Source organism: Citrobacter sp. RHBSTW-00887 (assembly GCF_013728095.1).
Classification (GTDB): Bacteria; Pseudomonadota; Gammaproteobacteria; order Enterobacterales; family Enterobacteriaceae; genus Citrobacter; species Citrobacter braakii.
Genome location: NZ_CP056267.1, coordinates 3,921,718 through 3,939,416 on the forward strand (window position 1 = coordinate 3,921,718; position 17,699 = coordinate 3,939,416).

General features: G+C 52.1%; 15 protein-coding genes and 1 other annotated feature. Of the genes, 7 read left to right on the forward strand and 8 right to left on the reverse strand.

The window, feature by feature from the left end:
* Positions 1-160: 160 nt before the first annotated feature.
* From htpG to HV314_RS18800, 6 genes are all read right to left on the reverse strand, one after another.
* On the reverse strand, positions 161-2,035 hold the full coding sequence (htpG, locus tag HV314_RS18775; protein WP_016152083.1) for a molecular chaperone HtpG: 1,875 nt from the start codon (positions 2,033-2,035) through the stop codon (positions 161-163).
* Between the two features lie 110 nt (positions 2,036-2,145).
* Positions 2,146-2,751, reverse strand: a complete 606-nt coding sequence (gene recR, locus HV314_RS18780) for a recombination mediator RecR (RefSeq protein WP_016152082.1) — start codon at positions 2,749-2,751, stop codon at positions 2,146-2,148.
* Complete coding sequence (locus HV314_RS18785; protein ID WP_003021764.1) at positions 2,751-3,080, reverse strand: YbaB/EbfC family nucleoid-associated protein; 330 nt, start codon at positions 3,078-3,080, stop codon at positions 2,751-2,753. The genes recR and HV314_RS18785 overlap by 1 nt, the downstream gene beginning before the upstream one ends.
* A 58-nt stretch (positions 3,081-3,138) precedes the next feature.
* Entirely contained in the window at positions 3,139-5,067 is a 1,929-nt protein-coding gene (gene dnaX / locus HV314_RS18790; protein WP_019076181.1) for a DNA polymerase III subunit gamma/tau, read from the reverse strand.
* Positions 3,742-3,806 (reverse strand) — a sequence feature (DnaX frameshifting element). Its footprint overlaps the gene before it by 65 nt.
* Before the next feature lie 118 nt (positions 5,068-5,185).
* Entirely contained in the window at positions 5,186-5,737 is a 552-nt protein-coding gene (apt, locus tag HV314_RS18795; RefSeq protein ID WP_006685676.1) for an adenine phosphoribosyltransferase, read from the reverse strand.
* A 193-nt stretch (positions 5,738-5,930) separates the two neighbouring features.
* Positions 5,931-6,308: a DUF454 family protein gene (locus HV314_RS18800; protein ID WP_029139439.1), complete on the reverse strand. Its 378-nt coding sequence runs from the start codon at positions 6,306-6,308 to the stop codon at positions 5,931-5,933.
* Between the two features lie 69 nt (positions 6,309-6,377).
* Here HV314_RS18800 and priC point away from each other — a divergent pair, with 69 nt between their 5' ends.
* Together priC and rsmS are read left to right on the forward strand one after the other, a co-directional pair.
* The gene (gene priC, locus HV314_RS18805) at positions 6,378-6,905 is read left to right on the forward strand and encodes a primosomal replication protein N'' (protein WP_016152078.1); all 528 of its coding nucleotides are present in this window, start codon (positions 6,378-6,380) and stop codon (positions 6,903-6,905) included.
* A 14-nt stretch (positions 6,906-6,919) separates the two neighbouring features.
* Positions 6,920-7,081 carry a pleiotropic regulatory protein RsmS gene (gene rsmS, locus HV314_RS18810; RefSeq protein WP_016155875.1) on the forward strand — a complete coding sequence of 54 codons (162 nt, stop codon included), beginning with the start codon at positions 6,920-6,922 and terminating at the stop codon, positions 7,079-7,081.
* Between the two features lie 74 nt (positions 7,082-7,155).
* Here the strand turns inward: rsmS and mscK are convergent, their stop codons facing one another.
* Both mscK and acrR read right to left on the reverse strand, forming a co-directional pair.
* Positions 7,156-10,521 (reverse strand): mechanosensitive channel MscK, encoded by a 3,366-nt coding sequence (gene mscK, locus HV314_RS18815; RefSeq protein ID WP_016152076.1) that lies wholly within the window; start codon positions 10,519-10,521, stop codon positions 7,156-7,158.
* A 127-nt stretch (positions 10,522-10,648) separates the two neighbouring features.
* Positions 10,649-11,299, reverse strand: coding sequence for a multidrug efflux transporter transcriptional repressor AcrR (gene acrR, locus HV314_RS18820; RefSeq protein ID WP_151222886.1), 651 nt, complete (start codon positions 11,297-11,299; stop codon positions 10,649-10,651).
* Between the two features lie 141 nt (positions 11,300-11,440).
* Between acrR and acrA the strand changes: the two genes are divergently transcribed.
* The 5 genes from acrA (at position 11,441) to maa (ending at position 17,646) form a co-directional block, all read left to right on the forward strand.
* Entirely contained in the window at positions 11,441-12,634 is a 1,194-nt protein-coding gene (acrA, locus tag HV314_RS18825) for a multidrug efflux RND transporter periplasmic adaptor subunit AcrA (protein ID WP_094760920.1), read from the forward strand.
* 22 nt (positions 12,635-12,656) lie between these two features.
* Positions 12,657-15,806, forward strand: a complete 3,150-nt coding sequence (gene acrB / locus HV314_RS18830) for an efflux RND transporter permease AcrB (RefSeq protein ID WP_016152073.1) — start codon at positions 12,657-12,659, stop codon at positions 15,804-15,806.
* 487 nt (positions 15,807-16,293) lie between these two features.
* Entirely contained in the window at positions 16,294-16,668 is a 375-nt protein-coding gene (tomB, locus tag HV314_RS18835; RefSeq protein ID WP_003021733.1) for an Hha toxicity modulator TomB, read from the forward strand.
* A gap of 27 nt (positions 16,669-16,695) precedes the next feature.
* Complete coding sequence (locus HV314_RS18840) at positions 16,696-16,914, forward strand: HHA domain-containing protein (RefSeq protein ID WP_002892050.1); 219 nt, start codon at positions 16,696-16,698, stop codon at positions 16,912-16,914.
* Positions 16,915-17,094: 180 nt separating this feature from the next.
* The gene (maa, locus tag HV314_RS18845) at positions 17,095-17,646 is read left to right on the forward strand and encodes a maltose O-acetyltransferase (protein ID WP_016152072.1); all 552 of its coding nucleotides are present in this window, start codon (positions 17,095-17,097) and stop codon (positions 17,644-17,646) included.
* The last annotated feature ends 53 nt before the right edge of the window (positions 17,647-17,699 follow it).

The following is a 17,699-nucleotide window of genomic DNA, read 5'->3' on the forward strand; positions in this document are numbered from 1 at the left end:
TCAAGGAAGACGCCCGACGCTGAAACGGTTAACGGTGGGAAAATTAAAAATGAGGAGAGAAAATGCCGGATCGCGGTGTAAACACCGTATCCGGCCAGGGATCGACGAGATGGTGTAAGCCGGACACGCGTTAGCATCATCCGGCATTACCTTACGGCTATCAGGACACCAGCAACTGGTTCATACGACGAATGAACTGGTTCGGATCTTCCAGCGTGCCGCGTTCAGCAAACAGCGCCTGATCCAGCAGCAGTTCAACCCACTCTTTGAACTGCGCTTCGTCCTGGGTATCCGCCGTGCGTTTGACCAGCACGTGGTCCGGGTTGAGTTCAAAGATATATTTCACTTCCGGTACGGCCTGGCCGGCAGCAGCGAACAGTTTCGCCATCTGGGTGCTCATTTCGTCCGCATCAGTGGTAACGATGGCCGGCGTGTCGGTCAGACGGTGAGTCAGACGCACTTCTTTTACGCGATCGCCCAGCAGGGTTTTCACGCGCTCAACGAACGGCGTCAGCGCTTTTTCCGCTTCTTTTGCCGATTCGTCAACGTCATCCGCCAGCTTGTCGATGGACTCGTCAGCTTTGGCTACGGACTGGAATGCCTTACCGTCGAACTCGGTCAGGTAGTTCATCATCCACTCATCGATACGGTCAGAAAGCAGCAGCACTTCGATGCCTTTCTTACGCAACAGTTCCAGGTGCGGGCTGCTCTTCGCCGCCGCATAGCTGTCTGCGGTGATGTAGTAGATTTTCTCCTGCCCTTCTTTCATACGCGACACGTAGTCTTCCAGCGACACGGTTTGTGCGGAGGAGTCAGTGTGCGTGGACGCGAAGCGCATCAGCTTAGCGATCGTTTCCTGGTTAGCGTTGTCTTCCGCTGGGCCTTCTTTCAGCACCAGGCCGAACTGTTTCCAGAAGGTCTGGTATTTTTCCGCGTCGTCTTTTGCCAGTTTTTCCAGCATCTGCAGTACGCGTTTGGTCAGCGCGCTACGCAGGTTACGGGTGACGGTGCTGTCCTGCAGGATCTCACGAGAAACGTTCAGCGGCAGATCGTTAGAATCTATCAGGCCACGCACAAAGCGCAGATAATTCGGCATGAACTGCTCGGCGTCGTCCATAATGAACACGCGCTGAACGTACAGTTTCAGACCATGCTTGTGATCGCGGTTCCACATATCCCACGGAGCCTGAGACGGGATGTACAGCAGGCTTGTGTACTCCTGCTTACCTTCCACACGGTTATGACTCCAGGTCAGCGGATCAGTGAAGTCGTGCGCGATATGTTTGTAGAATTCGTTGTACTCGTCGTCTTTGATTTCCGACTTGTTACGGGTCCACAGCGCCTGCGCCTTGTTGATCTTTTCCCAGGAAACCACGGTCTCGCCGTCTTTCTCTTCGGATTTTTCGATCTCTACCGGCAGCGCGATATGGTCGGAATATTTGCTGATGATGGAACGTACGCGCCAGTCATCAAGGAACTCGTCTTCGCCTTCGCGCAGATGCAGCGTGATTTCGGTGCCGCGATCGTCTTTGGTGATGTCGGCAACGGTGTACTCACCTTCACCCGCAGATTCCCAGAACACACCATTTTCCGGTTTATCGCCCGCTGCGCGGGTACGCACGGTGACTTTATCCGCCACGATGAACGCAGAGTAGAAGCCAACCCCGAACTGGCCGATCAACTGGCTGTCTTTCGCCTGATCGGATCCCATGGATTCAAGGAAAGATTTAGTACCGGATTTCGCAATGGTCCCCAGATGATCGATAACGTCATCACGGTTCATCCCCACGCCGTTATCGGCAATGGTCAACGTACGCTTATCTTTATCGAAGGAAACACGCACACGCAGCTCACCGTCACCTTCATACAGGTCCGGGTTAGACAGTGCGCGAAAACGCAGCTTGTCTGCCGCATCCGAGGCGTTAGAGATAAGCTCACGCAGGAAGATTTCTTTATTGGAATACAGAGAATGGATCATCAGGTGCAGAAGCTGTTTTACTTCTGACTGAAAACCACGAGTTTCTTGTCCTTTCATGTAGGTCTACCTCAACAATGCCATTTTCAATGGTAAAAACAGGTTGAGGGTGAAATGGGGACAAGCGGGAAGGATTTCAAGCGGAAGCCGCCGTCGCGGCCTCCGTTTGTTCAGAATTTAATCTTGTGTCGTCCTGCCAGAGAGTGCGACAGCGTGGTGCCATCGACCATTTCCAGCTCGCCACCAACCGGAACGCCATGGGCGATACGGCTGGCTTCAACGTCATATTGCATGCAAAGCTCAGCAATATAGTTGGCGGTCGCCTCTCCTTCGACCGTGGGATTGGTCGCCAGGATCAGTTCGCTGATTTGCTCAGATGCCAGCCGCTGCTCAAGACGATCCAGCCCAATATCATCAGGACCAATACCGTCCAGCGGCGACAGGTGTCCCATCAGCACGAAGTAACGTCCGGAAAATTGCCCGGTTTGCTCAATGGCGTAGATGTCCGCCGGACTCTCCACCACGCAAATCTGACCGTTTTCCTGGCGACGCGGGTTCGAGCAGATGTTGCAGACGTCTTGTTCTGTGAATGTGCGGCAATCGGCACAGTGGCCGATTTCCGACATCGCCTTCGTTAACGCCTGCGCCAGACGCATCCCGCCGCTGCGATCGCGCTGAAGCAGCGTGAACGCCATGCGCTGCGCAGACTTCGGGCCAACGCCCGGCAGACAGCGCAGAGCTTCCATAAGCTGAGTTAACAGCGGGCTGGTTTGCATCAGAACGGCATCTTAAAGCCAGGCGGCAGCTGCATTCCGGAGGAAACAGAGGCCATCTTCTCTTTCTGCGTCTCTTCAATACGGCGCGCGGCGTCGTTGAATGCCGCAGCAACCAAGTCTTCCAGCATCTCTTTGTCGTCTTCCAGCAGGCTTGGATCGATCTCCACACGACGGCAGTTATGCGCGCCGTTGATGGTTACTTTTACCAGACCCGCGCCAGATTCGCCGGTCACTTCCAGCTTGGCGACTTCTTCCTGCATCTGCTGCATTTTTTCTTGCATCTGCTGGGCCTGTTTCATCAGGTTACCCAGACCGCCTTTACCAAACATAGGCTTCTCTCTCAATCACGTTAAGGGATGACGACCGTCAAACCGTAATGGCTGACGATCAAATGGGGCGAATACTCTCTTCGTCCAGGTCCGCATCGAAAAAACGACGCAGCGTCTGAATGTTATTATCCGCAATAATCGACTCACGCGCCTGCGCGAGTTTCTCTTCATAAATGGCCTGACGCCACTCCAGCGGCGTGCGCACCGCTGGATTATCATCTTCAACGATGGTCAATTCAACCGTTGACCCCGTTAAGGAACTCAATGCTTCGGCCAGTTTTTGCTGCGCGCCGCTGGAGTTAAGGTGTCGCTGCGTGGAACGCAGGTGCAGGCAAACCACGTTGCCATTCTCTTCTTTCCAGGCATTAAGCGCCACCTGCTCCACCAGTTTAGGCAGCGAGAGCTGGCTTACCTGTGCAGCCCACGGGTCGCGTTCGATGGCCTCAGCCGCCAGCTTTGCCGCCAGTTCTGGCGTTTTTTCATGCTCAAGCGCTTTTTTCAGCGCTTTCGGCGTAGCGACGACCTCTTTGACTTCTGCAACAGGATTGGTCGCTTTCCAGCGATACGCTTCTTTCTTCGCTGGCGCTTTTTCCAGCGCAGAGACCGCTGGACGCGCCTGAACACGTTCCGACACCGAAGCCAGTCTTTCCAGCGCAGCATTATTCACCGGCCGCGCGCGGGAAGCGGCTGCCGGTTCACTCTTTTTTGGTTTGGTTGCTCCCTGAGCGCGTTGCAGCTGGCTGCGTGCCGCCAGCACCTGGCTGGTAGCATCGGAGAGCGGTACATTCTGTTGCTGTTGCGCTGCCGCAGGCTGCTGCGGCACCTGCGTCGGGTTCATCACCGCAGTGGGGGCGACCGGGGCAAAAGACTGTCGCGGGGCTTCAGGTTCCGGGAGCGGCATGCGCGGATGAAAAGCCAGCGCACGTAGCAGCGTCATTTCAACGCCCATTCGCCTGTCCGGCGCATACGGCAGTTCTTTGCGCCCGATTAACAGGGTCTGGTAGTAAAGCTGCACATCGGTTGGCGGGACGATTCGCGCCAGTTCGCGCATACGCTGTTCAATGGCGGCCATATCGCTGCCGAGCGCGGCAGGTGAAAGCTGAACCATGGCAATACGATGCAGCAGAGCCGACATCTCAACCAGTAGCGCTTCCCATTCAATACCGCGCGCGGCGGCATCGTTCACCAGCGTCATAACGCGTTCGCCGTCCGCAGCCACAACCGCTTCAACCAGCGAAAGCGCCTGGTCGTCGTCCAGCGTACCAAGCATGGTGCTGACCGCGTCGGTCGAGACCTGACCATCGCCGCTGGCGATCGCTTGATCGGTCAGGCTCAGCGCATCGCGCAGGCTGCCGTCCGCGGCGCGAGCCAGCAGTTGCAACGCACGTGGCTCATGGGCGATATGCTCTTCTTTGAGGATATGCTCAAGCTGATGGCGAATCTGTTCGACATCCAACGCTTTAAGATGGAATTGCAGACAGCGCGACAGGATAGTCACCGGCAGCTTCTGCGGATCGGTGGTCGCCAGCAGGAACTTAACGTGTGCGGGCGGCTCTTCGAGCGTTTTCAGCAAGGCGTTAAAACTGTGGCGCGACAGCATGTGCACTTCGTCAATCAAATAGACCTTAAAGCGACCGCGCGCTGGCGCGTACTGGACGTTATCCAGCAGGTCACGGGTGTCTTCGACTTTGGTGCGTGACGCGGCGTCGATTTCAATCAGATCGACAAAGCGCCCCTGCTCGATTTCACGGCAGTTATCACACACGCCGCACGGCGTAGCGGTGATGCCGGTTTCACAGTTTAATCCCTTCGCCAGCAAACGGGCGATTGACGTTTTCCCGACGCCACGGGTGCCGGAAAACAAATAAGCATGATGAATACGCCCTAACGACAAGCCGTTCGCCAGTGCCGTCAGCACATGTTCCTGGCCGACGACGTCAGCAAAGGTTTGTGGGCGCCATTTTCGGGCTAAGACCTGATAACTCATTGGCAGGCTCTGAAAGGCTGGAGGGTGGATTCACAGGGAGATAATGCTAACACAACCTCGCAGCGACGGCGAGGTTGTGTGTCTCGGTATTAATCTGCCGAGATAAGATAGCCCGAAATTAGTGGCCCGGGAATGGAACCAGGCTATAACAGGTCAGCCCCTGCTTTTCCAGACGCTGCTCGCCGCCAAGATCAAACAGGTTAATGATAAATGCAGCATCGGTCACTTCACCACCCAGACGGCGGATCAGTTTCACGGTCGCTTCAATTGTGCCGCCGGTTGCCAGCAGGTCGTCCACAACCAGAACTTTATCACCAGGTTTGATGGCATCTACGTGGATTTCCAGTTGATCGGTGCCGTATTCCAGCTCATAGCTCTCAGCAATAACTTCACGCGGAAGCTTACGGGGTTTACGTACCGGAACAAAACCAACGCCCAGACCCAACGCTACCGGCGCGCCAAACAGGAAGCCACGCGCTTCGGTACCAACCACTTTAGTGATACCCGCATTTTTGTAGCGTTCAACCAGCAATTCAATACTGAGGGCGTAGGCTTTCGGGTCTTCCAGTAAACTGGTGACATCACGAAAAAGAATGCCCGGTTTTGGGTAATCGTGGATGCTTTTGATGCTATTTTTGAGAAACTCAAGCTGCTGTGCAGTCGCGGTCATAAGTTTGTGCCTGATTAATACAGTATTACTTCACGGCGCACTATACACTTCATCCTCGACGTATCTTGAATGATTTTGTGTCTGTATAAGAGCCAAGGTTATATTTGCTTAACCTTTGACCACCTGCGCCTGTGCTCGAAAACGGTCGAATTTACTGGCTGTGAGAGACAATTGCAACAGCGTTTATTGCGCTTTACTGCTTTTGTTGTTTTTCATCAATCACCGGGATCCGCCACATAAAAATCAGTAAACAGGCGAGAATAACCAGCAGCAGGCCGCGTACCCACATCATATTGACCAGCCACAGTGAAATACTAAACGTTACCAGGATCAACAAAATAGCGCGCGGCTTTGCTCCCGGCGGCATCGCGCGGTGTTTTTGCCAGTGGCGCAGATACCCGCCGAACCACGAACGGTACAGCAACCAGTCGTGAAAACGCGGCGACGAGCGAGCAAAACACCAGGCGGCCAGCAAGATAAACGGCGTTGTCGGCAACAGAGGCAATACAACGCCCAGCGTTCCTAACACTACCGCTATCCAGCCTATGATGATTAGAATAATGCGTTGCATAATATGAATACTTAACACAGAGAATCGCTACTTTATCATAACAGTTCTCATTTTCATCGGAGTGTTGTCGTGAAAACCGTCATGCTGCTTCAGACGCTCGAAAACCAGCTTAACCGCTTGCGGCAGCGTTGTGCCCCACTGGCACACCATGCCACGCTTAGCGCCCGCTTTGACAGGCATCTGTTTCACACCCGCAGCACGTTGCTACAGGCCTGTCTGGATGAAGCTGATGATAATCTCACTGCTCTACGTCGCGCAGTTGAACAGCAACAACTACCACAAATTACCTGGCTTACGGAACACCTTGCCTCACAGTTAGAGGCGATTTCACGTGAAACCGCCAGTTGGTCGCTCCGGGAGTGGGACAGCGCCTCTCCTGGCCTGGCACGCTGGCAGCGTAAGCGAGTTCAACACCAGGAGTTTGAGCGCCGCCTGGTTGAAATGACGCGTGAACGTAAAGAACGCCTGGCACAGGTTACGGGCTTTGAAGAACAGCAAAAACTGCATCGCGAAGTAGAGGCATTCGAAGCACGACTGGCACGCTGTCGTCATGCACTGGCAAGAATAGATAACGTGCTGGCGCGTTTAACCCGCTAATCCCCGGAGAATTTATGTCATTAGAGAACGCCCCAGATGAAGTCAAACTGGCCGTCGATTTGATTGTCCTGCTTGAAGAGAATCAGATGGAGCCTGAAACAGTTCTGAAAGCACTGGAGATTGTGAAGCAGGATTACGAGAAGAAACTGCTCTCTTTATCTAAAAAAGAGCTGTAACTGAAAACCTGATGGCGTTGCACTTATCAGGCCTACGAATGAATCGAAGCTCGCAGGCCTGATGATTATTTCTGTTAACCTACCGAAGGCGTCGGATCGTCACCTTTAATGATGTCACGTTTTACCTCGGTCACGGTGTCACCTTTCGCGTTATGCAGGTGAACTTCGAGCTGGTTAAAGGCGATATCAATGTCATTTTCACGGCACAAACGATCGACCGCCCGGTTAAGTTCATCAACCGTGTGGCTACGATCGCGCAATTCACGCACGTATAAACGCAGCTCATGATCCAGCGTGCTGGCACCGAAGGCGGTAAAGAACACTGCAGGCTCCGGATCGTGCATCACTTTCGGGTGTTCTGTCGCCGCCTGCAACAGCACCTTCTTCACTTTGTCCAGATCCGAACCATAGGCCACGCCAATGCGGATCACCAGACGCGTGGTGGTATCGGAGAGCGACCAGTTGATCAAACGCTCCGTCACGAATGCTTTGTTCGGGATGATCACCTCTTTACGATCGAAGTCAGTAATGGTGGTGGCACGGATGCGGATCTTGCTGACCGTTCCGGAGAACGTACCGATGGTCACGGTATCGCCGATGCGTACCGGGCGTTCAAACAGAATAATCAGACCGGAAACAAAGTTACCGAAAATTTCCTGCAAGCCGAAACCAAGACCAACCGAGAGAGCAGCGGCCAGCCACTGTAGCTTATCCCACGAAACGCCGAGCGATCCGAAGACCGTCATCGCACCGATGGCGATGATGGCGTAATTCAGGATCGTGGTGATCGCATAAGAAGCCCCCTGGCGCATCTTCAGTCGCGAGAGCACCAGCACTTCCAGCAGGCCGGGTAAGTTGCGGATCAGCGCCCACGCGACCATTGACGCAATAATCGCAAACAACAGGCTGCCCATGGTGACGTCTTTCACCACTGCCGCACCCGCTTCGGTGCCGTTGTAATGCCAGAGCGTTATGCTGTCGAGATAGCTGAACACGGTGATCAAATCAGACCAAATGGCCCAGAACAGAACACCAAACAGGGCAACCATCACCAGCATGGTTATACGCAGCGTTTGCTGGTTAACCTGCTCCAGCGCAATAGTCGGTTCTTCCTGCGGCTCTGCGCCTTCGGCCCCTTCTTTCACCAGGTTCTGACGACGCGCTAACGCTCGACGCCAGGCGATACGGCGTGCCGCTACGCTCAACCCTCGCAGCACCGTCTGGTACAGCAGATTCCAGAGGATAACCAGATAGACCGTTTCAATCCAGCGGCCCGCCAGGCGCAGCGTGGTGTAGAAATACCCTGTCGCCGTCAGCACCATTAATGCAATCGGAATAATAGACAGCACGGTAATGGTGACCAGACGCAGACCATGCGACTCTTTGTCACGCCAGCTTTCGCGGCACATTGGCCATACCAAGAAGGCGATCAGCAGCAGGTTGAGGAAAATGACCACCTGGCCAAGCACATCGTCCATCAAATTAAGCGGCGACAGCTCAGCAATGACCGACCAGAAGTTAAGCGGCAACAGCGCAAGGCTAATACGCACAATCTGGCGACGCCAGTGGCTGGTCTGCTTCGCTGGCATGCCAAAATGACGTATCGCCACGCCATCTTTTTCCAGCACCTTCCAGCACAGACCAAACACCAGCCAGAAGATGGTCATCTTCTTACTGAACGCCCACAGCAGGTCGCTAATATTCAGCTGCATAGTCAGCAGAATCAGACCCACCGCGAGGATAATCAGACACGCCGGCAAGGCTCTGATGAGATCGATCAGAATCGCTTTTGGCGTATTAAGCTGACTGTCATTGCGCAGGTTCCCCACCGCGGCGGCTAATTTTGCCTGATAATCCTTCAGCCACTTCAAACGCCAGCGGATTAACCCGGCGATAAGCAGCAACGGCAGCCCTGCCAGGAACGCAATAAACACGGCGGGCCAGGCTTTTTCCCAGTTCACTGTGATTTTCATCGACTTAAACTGGTCTTTTAGGGTTTGCGGGAAGGCTTTGATCCAGTCCCAGTCCATCGGACGGTTACTGTTAACCCAGAAGATTTGCTGCGTGAGGATCTCTTTCAGGTTTTTCGACACGCTCATTAACTGCTGCTGGTTGATTTGCAGATTAATCGCCATCATCAACTGGTTGCCCAGCTGCTTATTTAGCTGATCCAACAGTTCACGACGCATATCCACGACCTGCAGCAGGGCATCATGGACTTCAGGGTTAACGTCGTTGCTGTGTCCTTCTTCCAGTTTGGCGACAAACGCATCATTCTGGAACAACGTATCGCGCTGCTGGTTGACTTCGAACTGCTCCAGACGCAAATCGGCGATCCGGTTGGTCATATCGGCAAGCTCATCCGCCGACGGCAGCGTTTGTTGTTGCTGATATAAAATGCGCGACAGCAGCAGACTGCCTTTCAGGACGGCGATCTGCTCTTTAATGTTGCGTTCGGATTGCAGCGCGCGGTCAAGCCAGTTTTTGACCTTGATATTTTGCTGCATCAGGCTGTTGCCGTTTTCAGTCGCGGCAATCAGGCGCTGGCTGAGCTGATGGTTAACATCAAGTTCCTGCTTCACTAACGGATTGGACTGAATACGCTCGGCTTCGTCCGGCGTTACCGCTTCCTGTGCCGTCTTTTCGGTTAACGTCAGTCGTTTGCTGTTCACCGCCTCTTGCAGGAGCTGGAGCTGGTGTTCAAGGCGGTTACTATGCGCCGTCACATAATCGCGTTGTTTTTGCAGGGTATCCTGCAAAACGGTATTCCCTTCGAGGCTCTTACGCTGCTGGTCGATCTGCGCGTTCAGCAACGCTTGCTGCGCCTGCAGCAGCACCTGCTGGCTGGGGCGTAAAGCCGCCTCTCCCACAGTGGTGCCATCGAGTCGATTGCGGATTTGCTGCATCTGTTGCGACGCGGTGTACATCGCATTTTGTACACGCTCTGGCTGTGTCTGCAGCGATACCAGTTGGCTGTTGTAAGCGGCCAGATCGTTTTGCGAGCTTTGCAGGTCATCCAGGACCTGCGACACGCGCGACTCAAGCTGTCGCAAGGAGAGCGTACTCAGCGTTTTTCGCGTTTCATCGTCATTATCAACATCGCTAAGCGAATTTAGCGCATCCGTCGCCTGACGCATTTTCTCCGGCGCCTGGGCAACTTTTTGCCGAAGCTGTACGGTTTCATCCTTCACACGATCGATTTTATCCAGCGTGGCAATGGTATCGATGAGATCCTGTTGAACCAGCTTATCCTGTGCGGAGAGATCTTTTTGTTTATTCAGCGTGTCTAACTGGCTCTGAATATCCGCTTTCGTCGGCAGTTCACCACTCTGTTGCGCCCGCGCAAATGCAGATGACTGGCAGGATAGCAAAAGAATGAAGAAAAGAATGGTAATAGCAATAAGATGCTGTGAACGTTTATAGAGCTGCAACATAGTCATGAGAATGAAGGTTTCTGAACCGGAAAAGTGACCGAAAATAGTCAAGCGGCAAGAATATCACGGCTGTGACCGGCAGAATAGCAGGAGGCAAAATGACCAGGAGAATTCCTGGTGCGGACCCAGAGAGTTAACAGGTTTCCGTTACGTTAACCCGCAAGGTTGGGCAGAGAAGACACATCTCAAGCAGCACGGCGACGTATTCCCGTGCCTCTTTTTTCAGATCAAAAGATTCAGGGGCAAATAACCAGTTCTCGATAATTCCGGTAACATAACTACGCAGCAGTACCGCCACGCGACGCGTGTTCAGATTTTCCGGCAGCATGTTGGCGTTCATGCAGTGCCGCAATGTTTGTTCGATACGGTCGTAATTTTCAATACACAGACTACGTTGAGCTAGCTGAACTGAGGCCATTTCCCCGACAAATTCGCATTTGTGGAATATAATTTCCAACAATAAACGCCGACGTTCTTCTGTCACGGTAGCTTCAAGAACGTAAATTAAAATTTCTCTTAATACTGATAGTGGATTGTCGGGGAATTTTGCCTGATACTCAGTCTCTAACTCATCAATGTTAGGTTTTGCTAGCTCCCAGATTTCACTGAATAAATCCGATTTGTTTTTGAAATGCCAATAGATCGCGCCGCGCGTGACACCAGCGGCTGCTGCGATCTCCGCAAGCGAGGTGGATGATACCCCTTGTTGCGAAAACAAACGCAGAGCGACATCGAGAATGTGCTGTCGAGTTTCCTGTGCTTGTTGTTTGGTTTTTCGTGCCATAGGTCAGTGAATTTACAGGCGTTAGATTTACATACATTTGTGAATGTATGTACCATAGCACGACGATAATATAAACGCAGCAATGGGTTTATGGGCTTTCAGCCATTGATCAATTTGAAATCGGACACTCGAGGTTTACATATGAACAAAAACAGAGGGTTAACGCCTCTGGCAGTCGTTCTGATGCTCTCAGGCAGCTTAGCGCTAACAGGATGTGACGACAAACAGGCCCAACAAGGGGGCCAGCAGATGCCAGAGGTTGGAGTTGTTACGCTCAAAACTGAACCTCTACAGATAACAACCGAACTCCCGGGTCGCACCAGTGCGTATCGCATTGCAGAAGTTCGTCCTCAGGTTAGCGGTATTATCCTGAAGCGTAATTTCACGGAAGGTGGTGACATCGAAGCGGGTGTATCTCTCTATCAGATTGATCCTGCTACTTACCAGGCCGCTTATGAAAGCGCAAAAGGCGATCTGGCAAAAGCACAAGCCGCAGCAAATATCGCTCAACTGACGGTCAAACGTTATCAGAAACTGTTGGGTACTAAGTACATCAGTCAACAGGATTACGATAGTGCACTGGCAGACGCACAGCAGGCGAACGCCTCCGTTGTCGCCGCGAAAGCCGCGGTAGAAACTGCACGCATCAATCTGGCTTATACCAAAGTGACGTCGCCGATCAGCGGCCGCATTGGTAAATCATCCGTTACTGAAGGCGCTCTGGTGCAAAACGGTCAGGCAACCGCACTGGCAACCGTTCAGCAGTTGGATCCCATCTATGTGGACGTGACGCAGTCAAGCAACGATTTCCTGCGCCTGAAACAAGAGTTGGCCAACGGCACGCTGAAGCAAGAAAACGGTAAAGCGAAAGTCGAACTGGTGACCAATGACGGCATTAAATTCCCGCAGTCCGGTACGCTGGAATTTTCTGATGTCACGGTAGATCAAACCACCGGGTCGATTACGTTGCGCGCAATCTTCCCTAACCCGGATCACACCTTACTGCCGGGTATGTTCGTCCGTGCTCGTCTGGAAGAAGGGACTAACCCAACTGCATTACTGGTTCCACAGCAAGGCGTTACCCGCACACCGCGTGGCGATGCCAGTGCATTGGTTATCGGTGCAGACAACAAAGTTGAAACCCGTCAAATTGTCGCCGCACAAGCGATTGGCGACAAATGGTTAGTCACTGATGGACTTAAACCGGGCGACCGCGTGATTGTCACTGGGCTGCAAAAAGTACGTCCTGGCGCGCAGGTAAAAGCGCAGGAAGTCACCGCTGATAACAACCAGCAAGGTGCAAGCGGTAGCCAGCCTGAACAGTCCAAGTCTTAACTTAAACAGGAGCCGTTAAGACATGCCTAATTTCTTTATCGATCGCCCAATATTTGCGTGGGTGATCGCCATTATCATCATGTTGGCAGGGGGGCTCGCGATCCTCAAATTGCCGGTAGCGCAATATCCGACTATTGCACCGCCAGCAGTGACGATCTCCGCGACCTACCCTGGCGCTGATGCCAAAACAGTACAGGATACTGTTACGCAGGTTATCGAACAGAATATGAACGGTATCGATAACCTGATGTACATGTCCTCAAACAGTGACTCCACGGGTACCGTGCAGATCACGCTTACCTTTCAGTCTGGTACTGATGCGGATATCGCGCAGGTACAGGTGCAGAACAAACTGCAGCTGGCAATGCCGCTTCTGCCGCAGGAAGTACAACAACAGGGTGTGAGCGTTGAGAAATCATCCAGTAGCTTCCTGATGGTTGTCGGCGTAATCAACACCAACGGCACCATGACGCAGGAGGATATTTCCGACTACGTGGGCGCCAACATGAAGGATGCCATCAGCCGTACTTCAGGTGTGGGTGATGTTCAGCTGTTCGGTTCCCAGTACGCGATGCGCATCTGGATGGATCCGAACAAACTGAATAACTTCCAGCTGACGCCGGTTGATGTGATCAGCGCCATCAAAGCGCAGAACGCCCAGGTTGCAGCCGGTCAGTTAGGCGGTACGCCGCCGGTGAAAGGCCAGCAGCTTAACGCTTCGATCATCGCGCAAACCCGTCTGACCTCCGCCGATGAGTTCAGCAAAATTCTGCTGAAAGTGAATCAGGACGGTTCCCAGGTGCGTCTGCGTGACGTAGCGAAAGTCGAACTGGGTGGTGAGAACTACGACATCATTGCGAAGTTCAACGGTAAACCGGCATCCGGTCTGGGTATCAAGCTGGCGACAGGCGCTAACGCCCTGGACACCGCAAACGCTATCCGCGATGAACTGAAGAAGATGGAACCGTTCTTCCCGTCAGGTCTGAAGATCGTTTACCCGTATGACACCACGCCGTTCGTGAAAATCTCTATTCACGAAGTAGTGAAAACGCTGGCGGAAGCCATCATCCTCGTGTTCCTGGTAATGTATCTGTTCCTGCAGAACTTCCGCGCGACGCTGATTCCGACTATCGCCGTGCCGGTGGTGCTATTGGGTACGTTTGCCGTCCTTGCGATTTTCGGCTTCTCGATAAACACGCTGACGATGTTCGGGATGGTGCTCGCCATCGGCCTGTTGGTGGATGACGCCATCGTTGTGGTCGAGAACGTTGAACGTGTAATGGCTGAGGAAGGGCTACCGCCGAAGGAAGCAACACGTAAATCGATGGGCCAGATTCAGGGCGCACTGGTTGGTATCGCTATGGTGCTGTCAGCGGTATTTATTCCGATGGCCTTCTTCGGGGGATCTACCGGTGCAATTTACCGTCAGTTCTCCATCACCATTGTTTCGGCGATGGCGTTATCAGTCCTGGTGGCATTGATTCTGACCCCTGCCCTGTGTGCGACCATGCTCAAACCGGTTGCTAAAGGCGATCACGGAGAAGGCAAAAAAGGTTTCTTCGGCTGGTTTAACCGCATGTTCGATAAGAGCACGCACCATTACACCGACAGCGTGGGCGGAATTCTGCGCAGCACCGGTCGTTATCTGGCGCTGTATCTGATCATCGTCGTGGGTATGGCCTATCTGTTCGTTCGTCTGCCAAGCTCGTTCCTGCCGGATGAAGACCAAGGGGTATTCCTGTCAATGGCTCAGCTGCCAGCGGGTGCAACGCAAGAGCGTACCCAGAAGGTGCTGGACGAAATGACGGATTACTATCTGACCAAAGAAAAAGCGAACGTTGAATCGGTGTTTGCCGTTAACGGCTTCGGTTTTGCAGGACGTGGTCAGAACACCGGTATCGCGTTCGTGTCTCTGAAAGACTGGAGTGAACGTCCAGGCGAGGAGAACAAGGTTGAGGCAATTACTCAACGTGCGATGGGCGCATTCTCGCAGATTAAAGACGCGATGGTCTTCGCTTTTAACCTGCCAGCGATTGTGGAGTTAGGGACCGCGACCGGTTTCGACTTCCAGCTGATTGACCAGGCAGGTTTAGGTCATGAGAAGCTGACTCAGGCGCGTAACCAGCTGTTTGGTGAAGTTGCGAAACATCCTGATCTGTTAGTCGGCGTACGTCCTAACGGTCTGGAAGACACGCCGCAGTTCAAGATCGATATCGATCAGGAAAAAGCGCAGGCTCTGGGTGTATCCATTAGTGATATTAATACAACGCTGGGTGCAGCATGGGGCGGAAGCTACGTAAATGACTTCATCGACCGTGGTCGTGTGAAGAAAGTTTACATCATGTCTGAAGCGAAATACCGTATGTTGCCGGAAGATATTGGAAACTGGTATGTCCGCGGCAGCGATGGACAGATGGTACCGTTCTCCGCCTTCTCTACCTCACGTTGGGAATATGGTTCACCGCGTCTGGAACGCTATAACGGTCTGCCTTCCATGGAAATCTTAGGCCAGGCCGCACCGGGTAAAAGTACCGGTGAAGCCATGGCAATGATGGAGGAACTGGCCAGCAAACTGCCATCCGGTATCGGCTATGACTGGACCGGTATGTCCTACCAGGAACGACTGTCCGGCAACCAGGCCCCTGCTCTGTATGCCATTTCACTGATTGTCGTATTCCTGTGTCTGGCGGCATTGTACGAGAGCTGGTCAATTCCGTTCTCCGTCATGCTGGTGGTACCGTTAGGTGTTATCGGTGCATTGCTGGCGGCAACGTTCCGCGGCCTGACCAACGACGTTTACTTCCAGGTAGGCCTGCTGACAACCATTGGGTTGTCAGCGAAGAACGCGATACTTATCGTCGAATTCGCCAAAGACTTGATGGATAAAGAGGGTAAAGGTCTGATAGAGGCGACGCTGGATGCGGTCCGCATGCGTTTACGTCCGATCCTGATGACATCGCTGGCCTTTATTCTGGGCGTAATGCCGCTGGTTATCAGCTCCGGCGCAGGCTCCGGCGCGCAGAACGCCGTTGGTACTGGCGTAATGGGCGGGATGGTGACGGCAACCGTGTTGGCTATCTTCTTTGTTCCGGTGTTCTTTGTGGTGGTACGCCGCCGCTTTAGCCGCAAAAGTGAAGATCTTGAGCATAGCCACTCAGTAGACCATCACTGATAGATCTCTAAAGATAAGGCCGCGCAAGCGGCCTTTTTTCTGGAAAAATCATAAAAATCACTTATTGCTATTTCGTTTATTTTCTCCAGGGTAAATAAGCGATATAATCCCTGTAGCCTTAAAGGCTATTCTTAAAAATCATTGAGAGTTCTTATTTACTTTAATAAATATTAAGATTATTCCTGGTAAGCGGTTCACATTGTCGATTGTTACCTTTCGTTGCTAAACCTAATCAAGATAACTCGATGATTGCCCGAAGAATAAAGAAATTGTCCGATTCCGAATAACCGCATTTATCTGTTAAAATGTAAAAATGACCTGACATCATAAGTTTGCATAATTGTAATTTTTCGTGATATGACGATGAAATCTTTTTTAGACTAGATTATAGTTAAATCATCAGGAGTCGCGGGCAAGTTCCAGGTAGTCTGTTGTATCCATCCCGAAGGTGTTCGGTTAGTTTAAGCCACGAAGAAGGGGATGCGTTATGGATGAATACTCACCCAAAAGACATGATATCGCGCAGCTTAAATTTCTCTGCGAAACCCTGTATCATGACTGTCTTGCAAACCTTGAACAAAGTAACCATGGCTGGGTTAATGACCCTACCTCTGCCACCAGCTTGCAGCTCAATGAACTGATAGAGCATATTGCAACCTTCGCACTTAATTATAAAATTAAGTACAATGAGGACAATAAGCTGATCGCGCAGATAGATGAATACCTGGATGACACTTTTATGTTGTTCAGCAGTTATGGTATTAATACGCAGGATCTGCAGAAATGGCGGAAGTCAGGTAATCGACTGTTTCGCTGTTTTGTCAATGCCACCAGGGCTAATCCTGTTAGTTTGTCTTGTTAAAAATTATTACAATCATAGGTAAGATTTATGTCCGATAAACCATTAACTAAAACTGATTATTTGATGCGCCTGCGACGTTGTCAGACAATTGACACACTTGAGCGCGTTATTGAAAAAAATAAATATGAATTGTCCGACAACGAACTGGCTGTATTTTACTCAGCAGCAGATCACCGCCTTGCTGAATTGACTATGAATAAGCTCTACGACAAGATTCCAACTTCTGTTTGGAAATTCATTCGCTAATTGCTCACGGGTTAAGTCAGGTATAGCGGTACATTTGTCTGGCTGACCATTTTCGTATTTACAATGGTTATTTAAATCAAATCACGTGACTACGATCACAGCGAAGAAGTGGGAACGTTCCCCTTGTTTGCATTGCGTTTTACTGTGTTGAAATGACCTCCAGTACACAGGAAATTCGTAATGAGTAATGAAAAGCAAAAAATGATCGCCGGTGAACTTTATCGCCCGGCGGATGAAACATTGCGCCACGACCGACTACGCGCTCGTCAGTTGACCCATCGCTACAATCTCACCGCTCCCGATGAAAAAAATGCGCGACAAGCTATCCTGCATGAGCTGTTGGGCCAGAGCGAAGGGGCTTACATTGAACCCTCTTTTCGTTGTGATTACGGCTATAACATTTATCTCGGTAAAGAATTTTACGCCAACTTCGACTGCGTTATGCTCGACGTCTGCCCGATCCATATTGGCGACAACTGCATGTTAGCCCCAGGAGTCCATATTTATACCGCCACCCACCCGCTGGATGCCACCGAGCGAAACAGTGGCATGGAGCTCGGCAAACCCGTGACTATTGGCAACAACGTCTGGATAGGTGGACGCGCAGTGATAAACCCTGGCGTAACGTTGGGTGATAACGTGGTTGTGGCCTCAGGCGCGGTGGTCACGAAAAGCGTTCCGGCAAACTGCGTGGTTGGGGGCAATCCCGCCAGGATTATCAAAACGCTGTGATCTTAAATGTAACTGTTATGCTAAATTGTGGTTAATCTGTTACTTTATTCAAA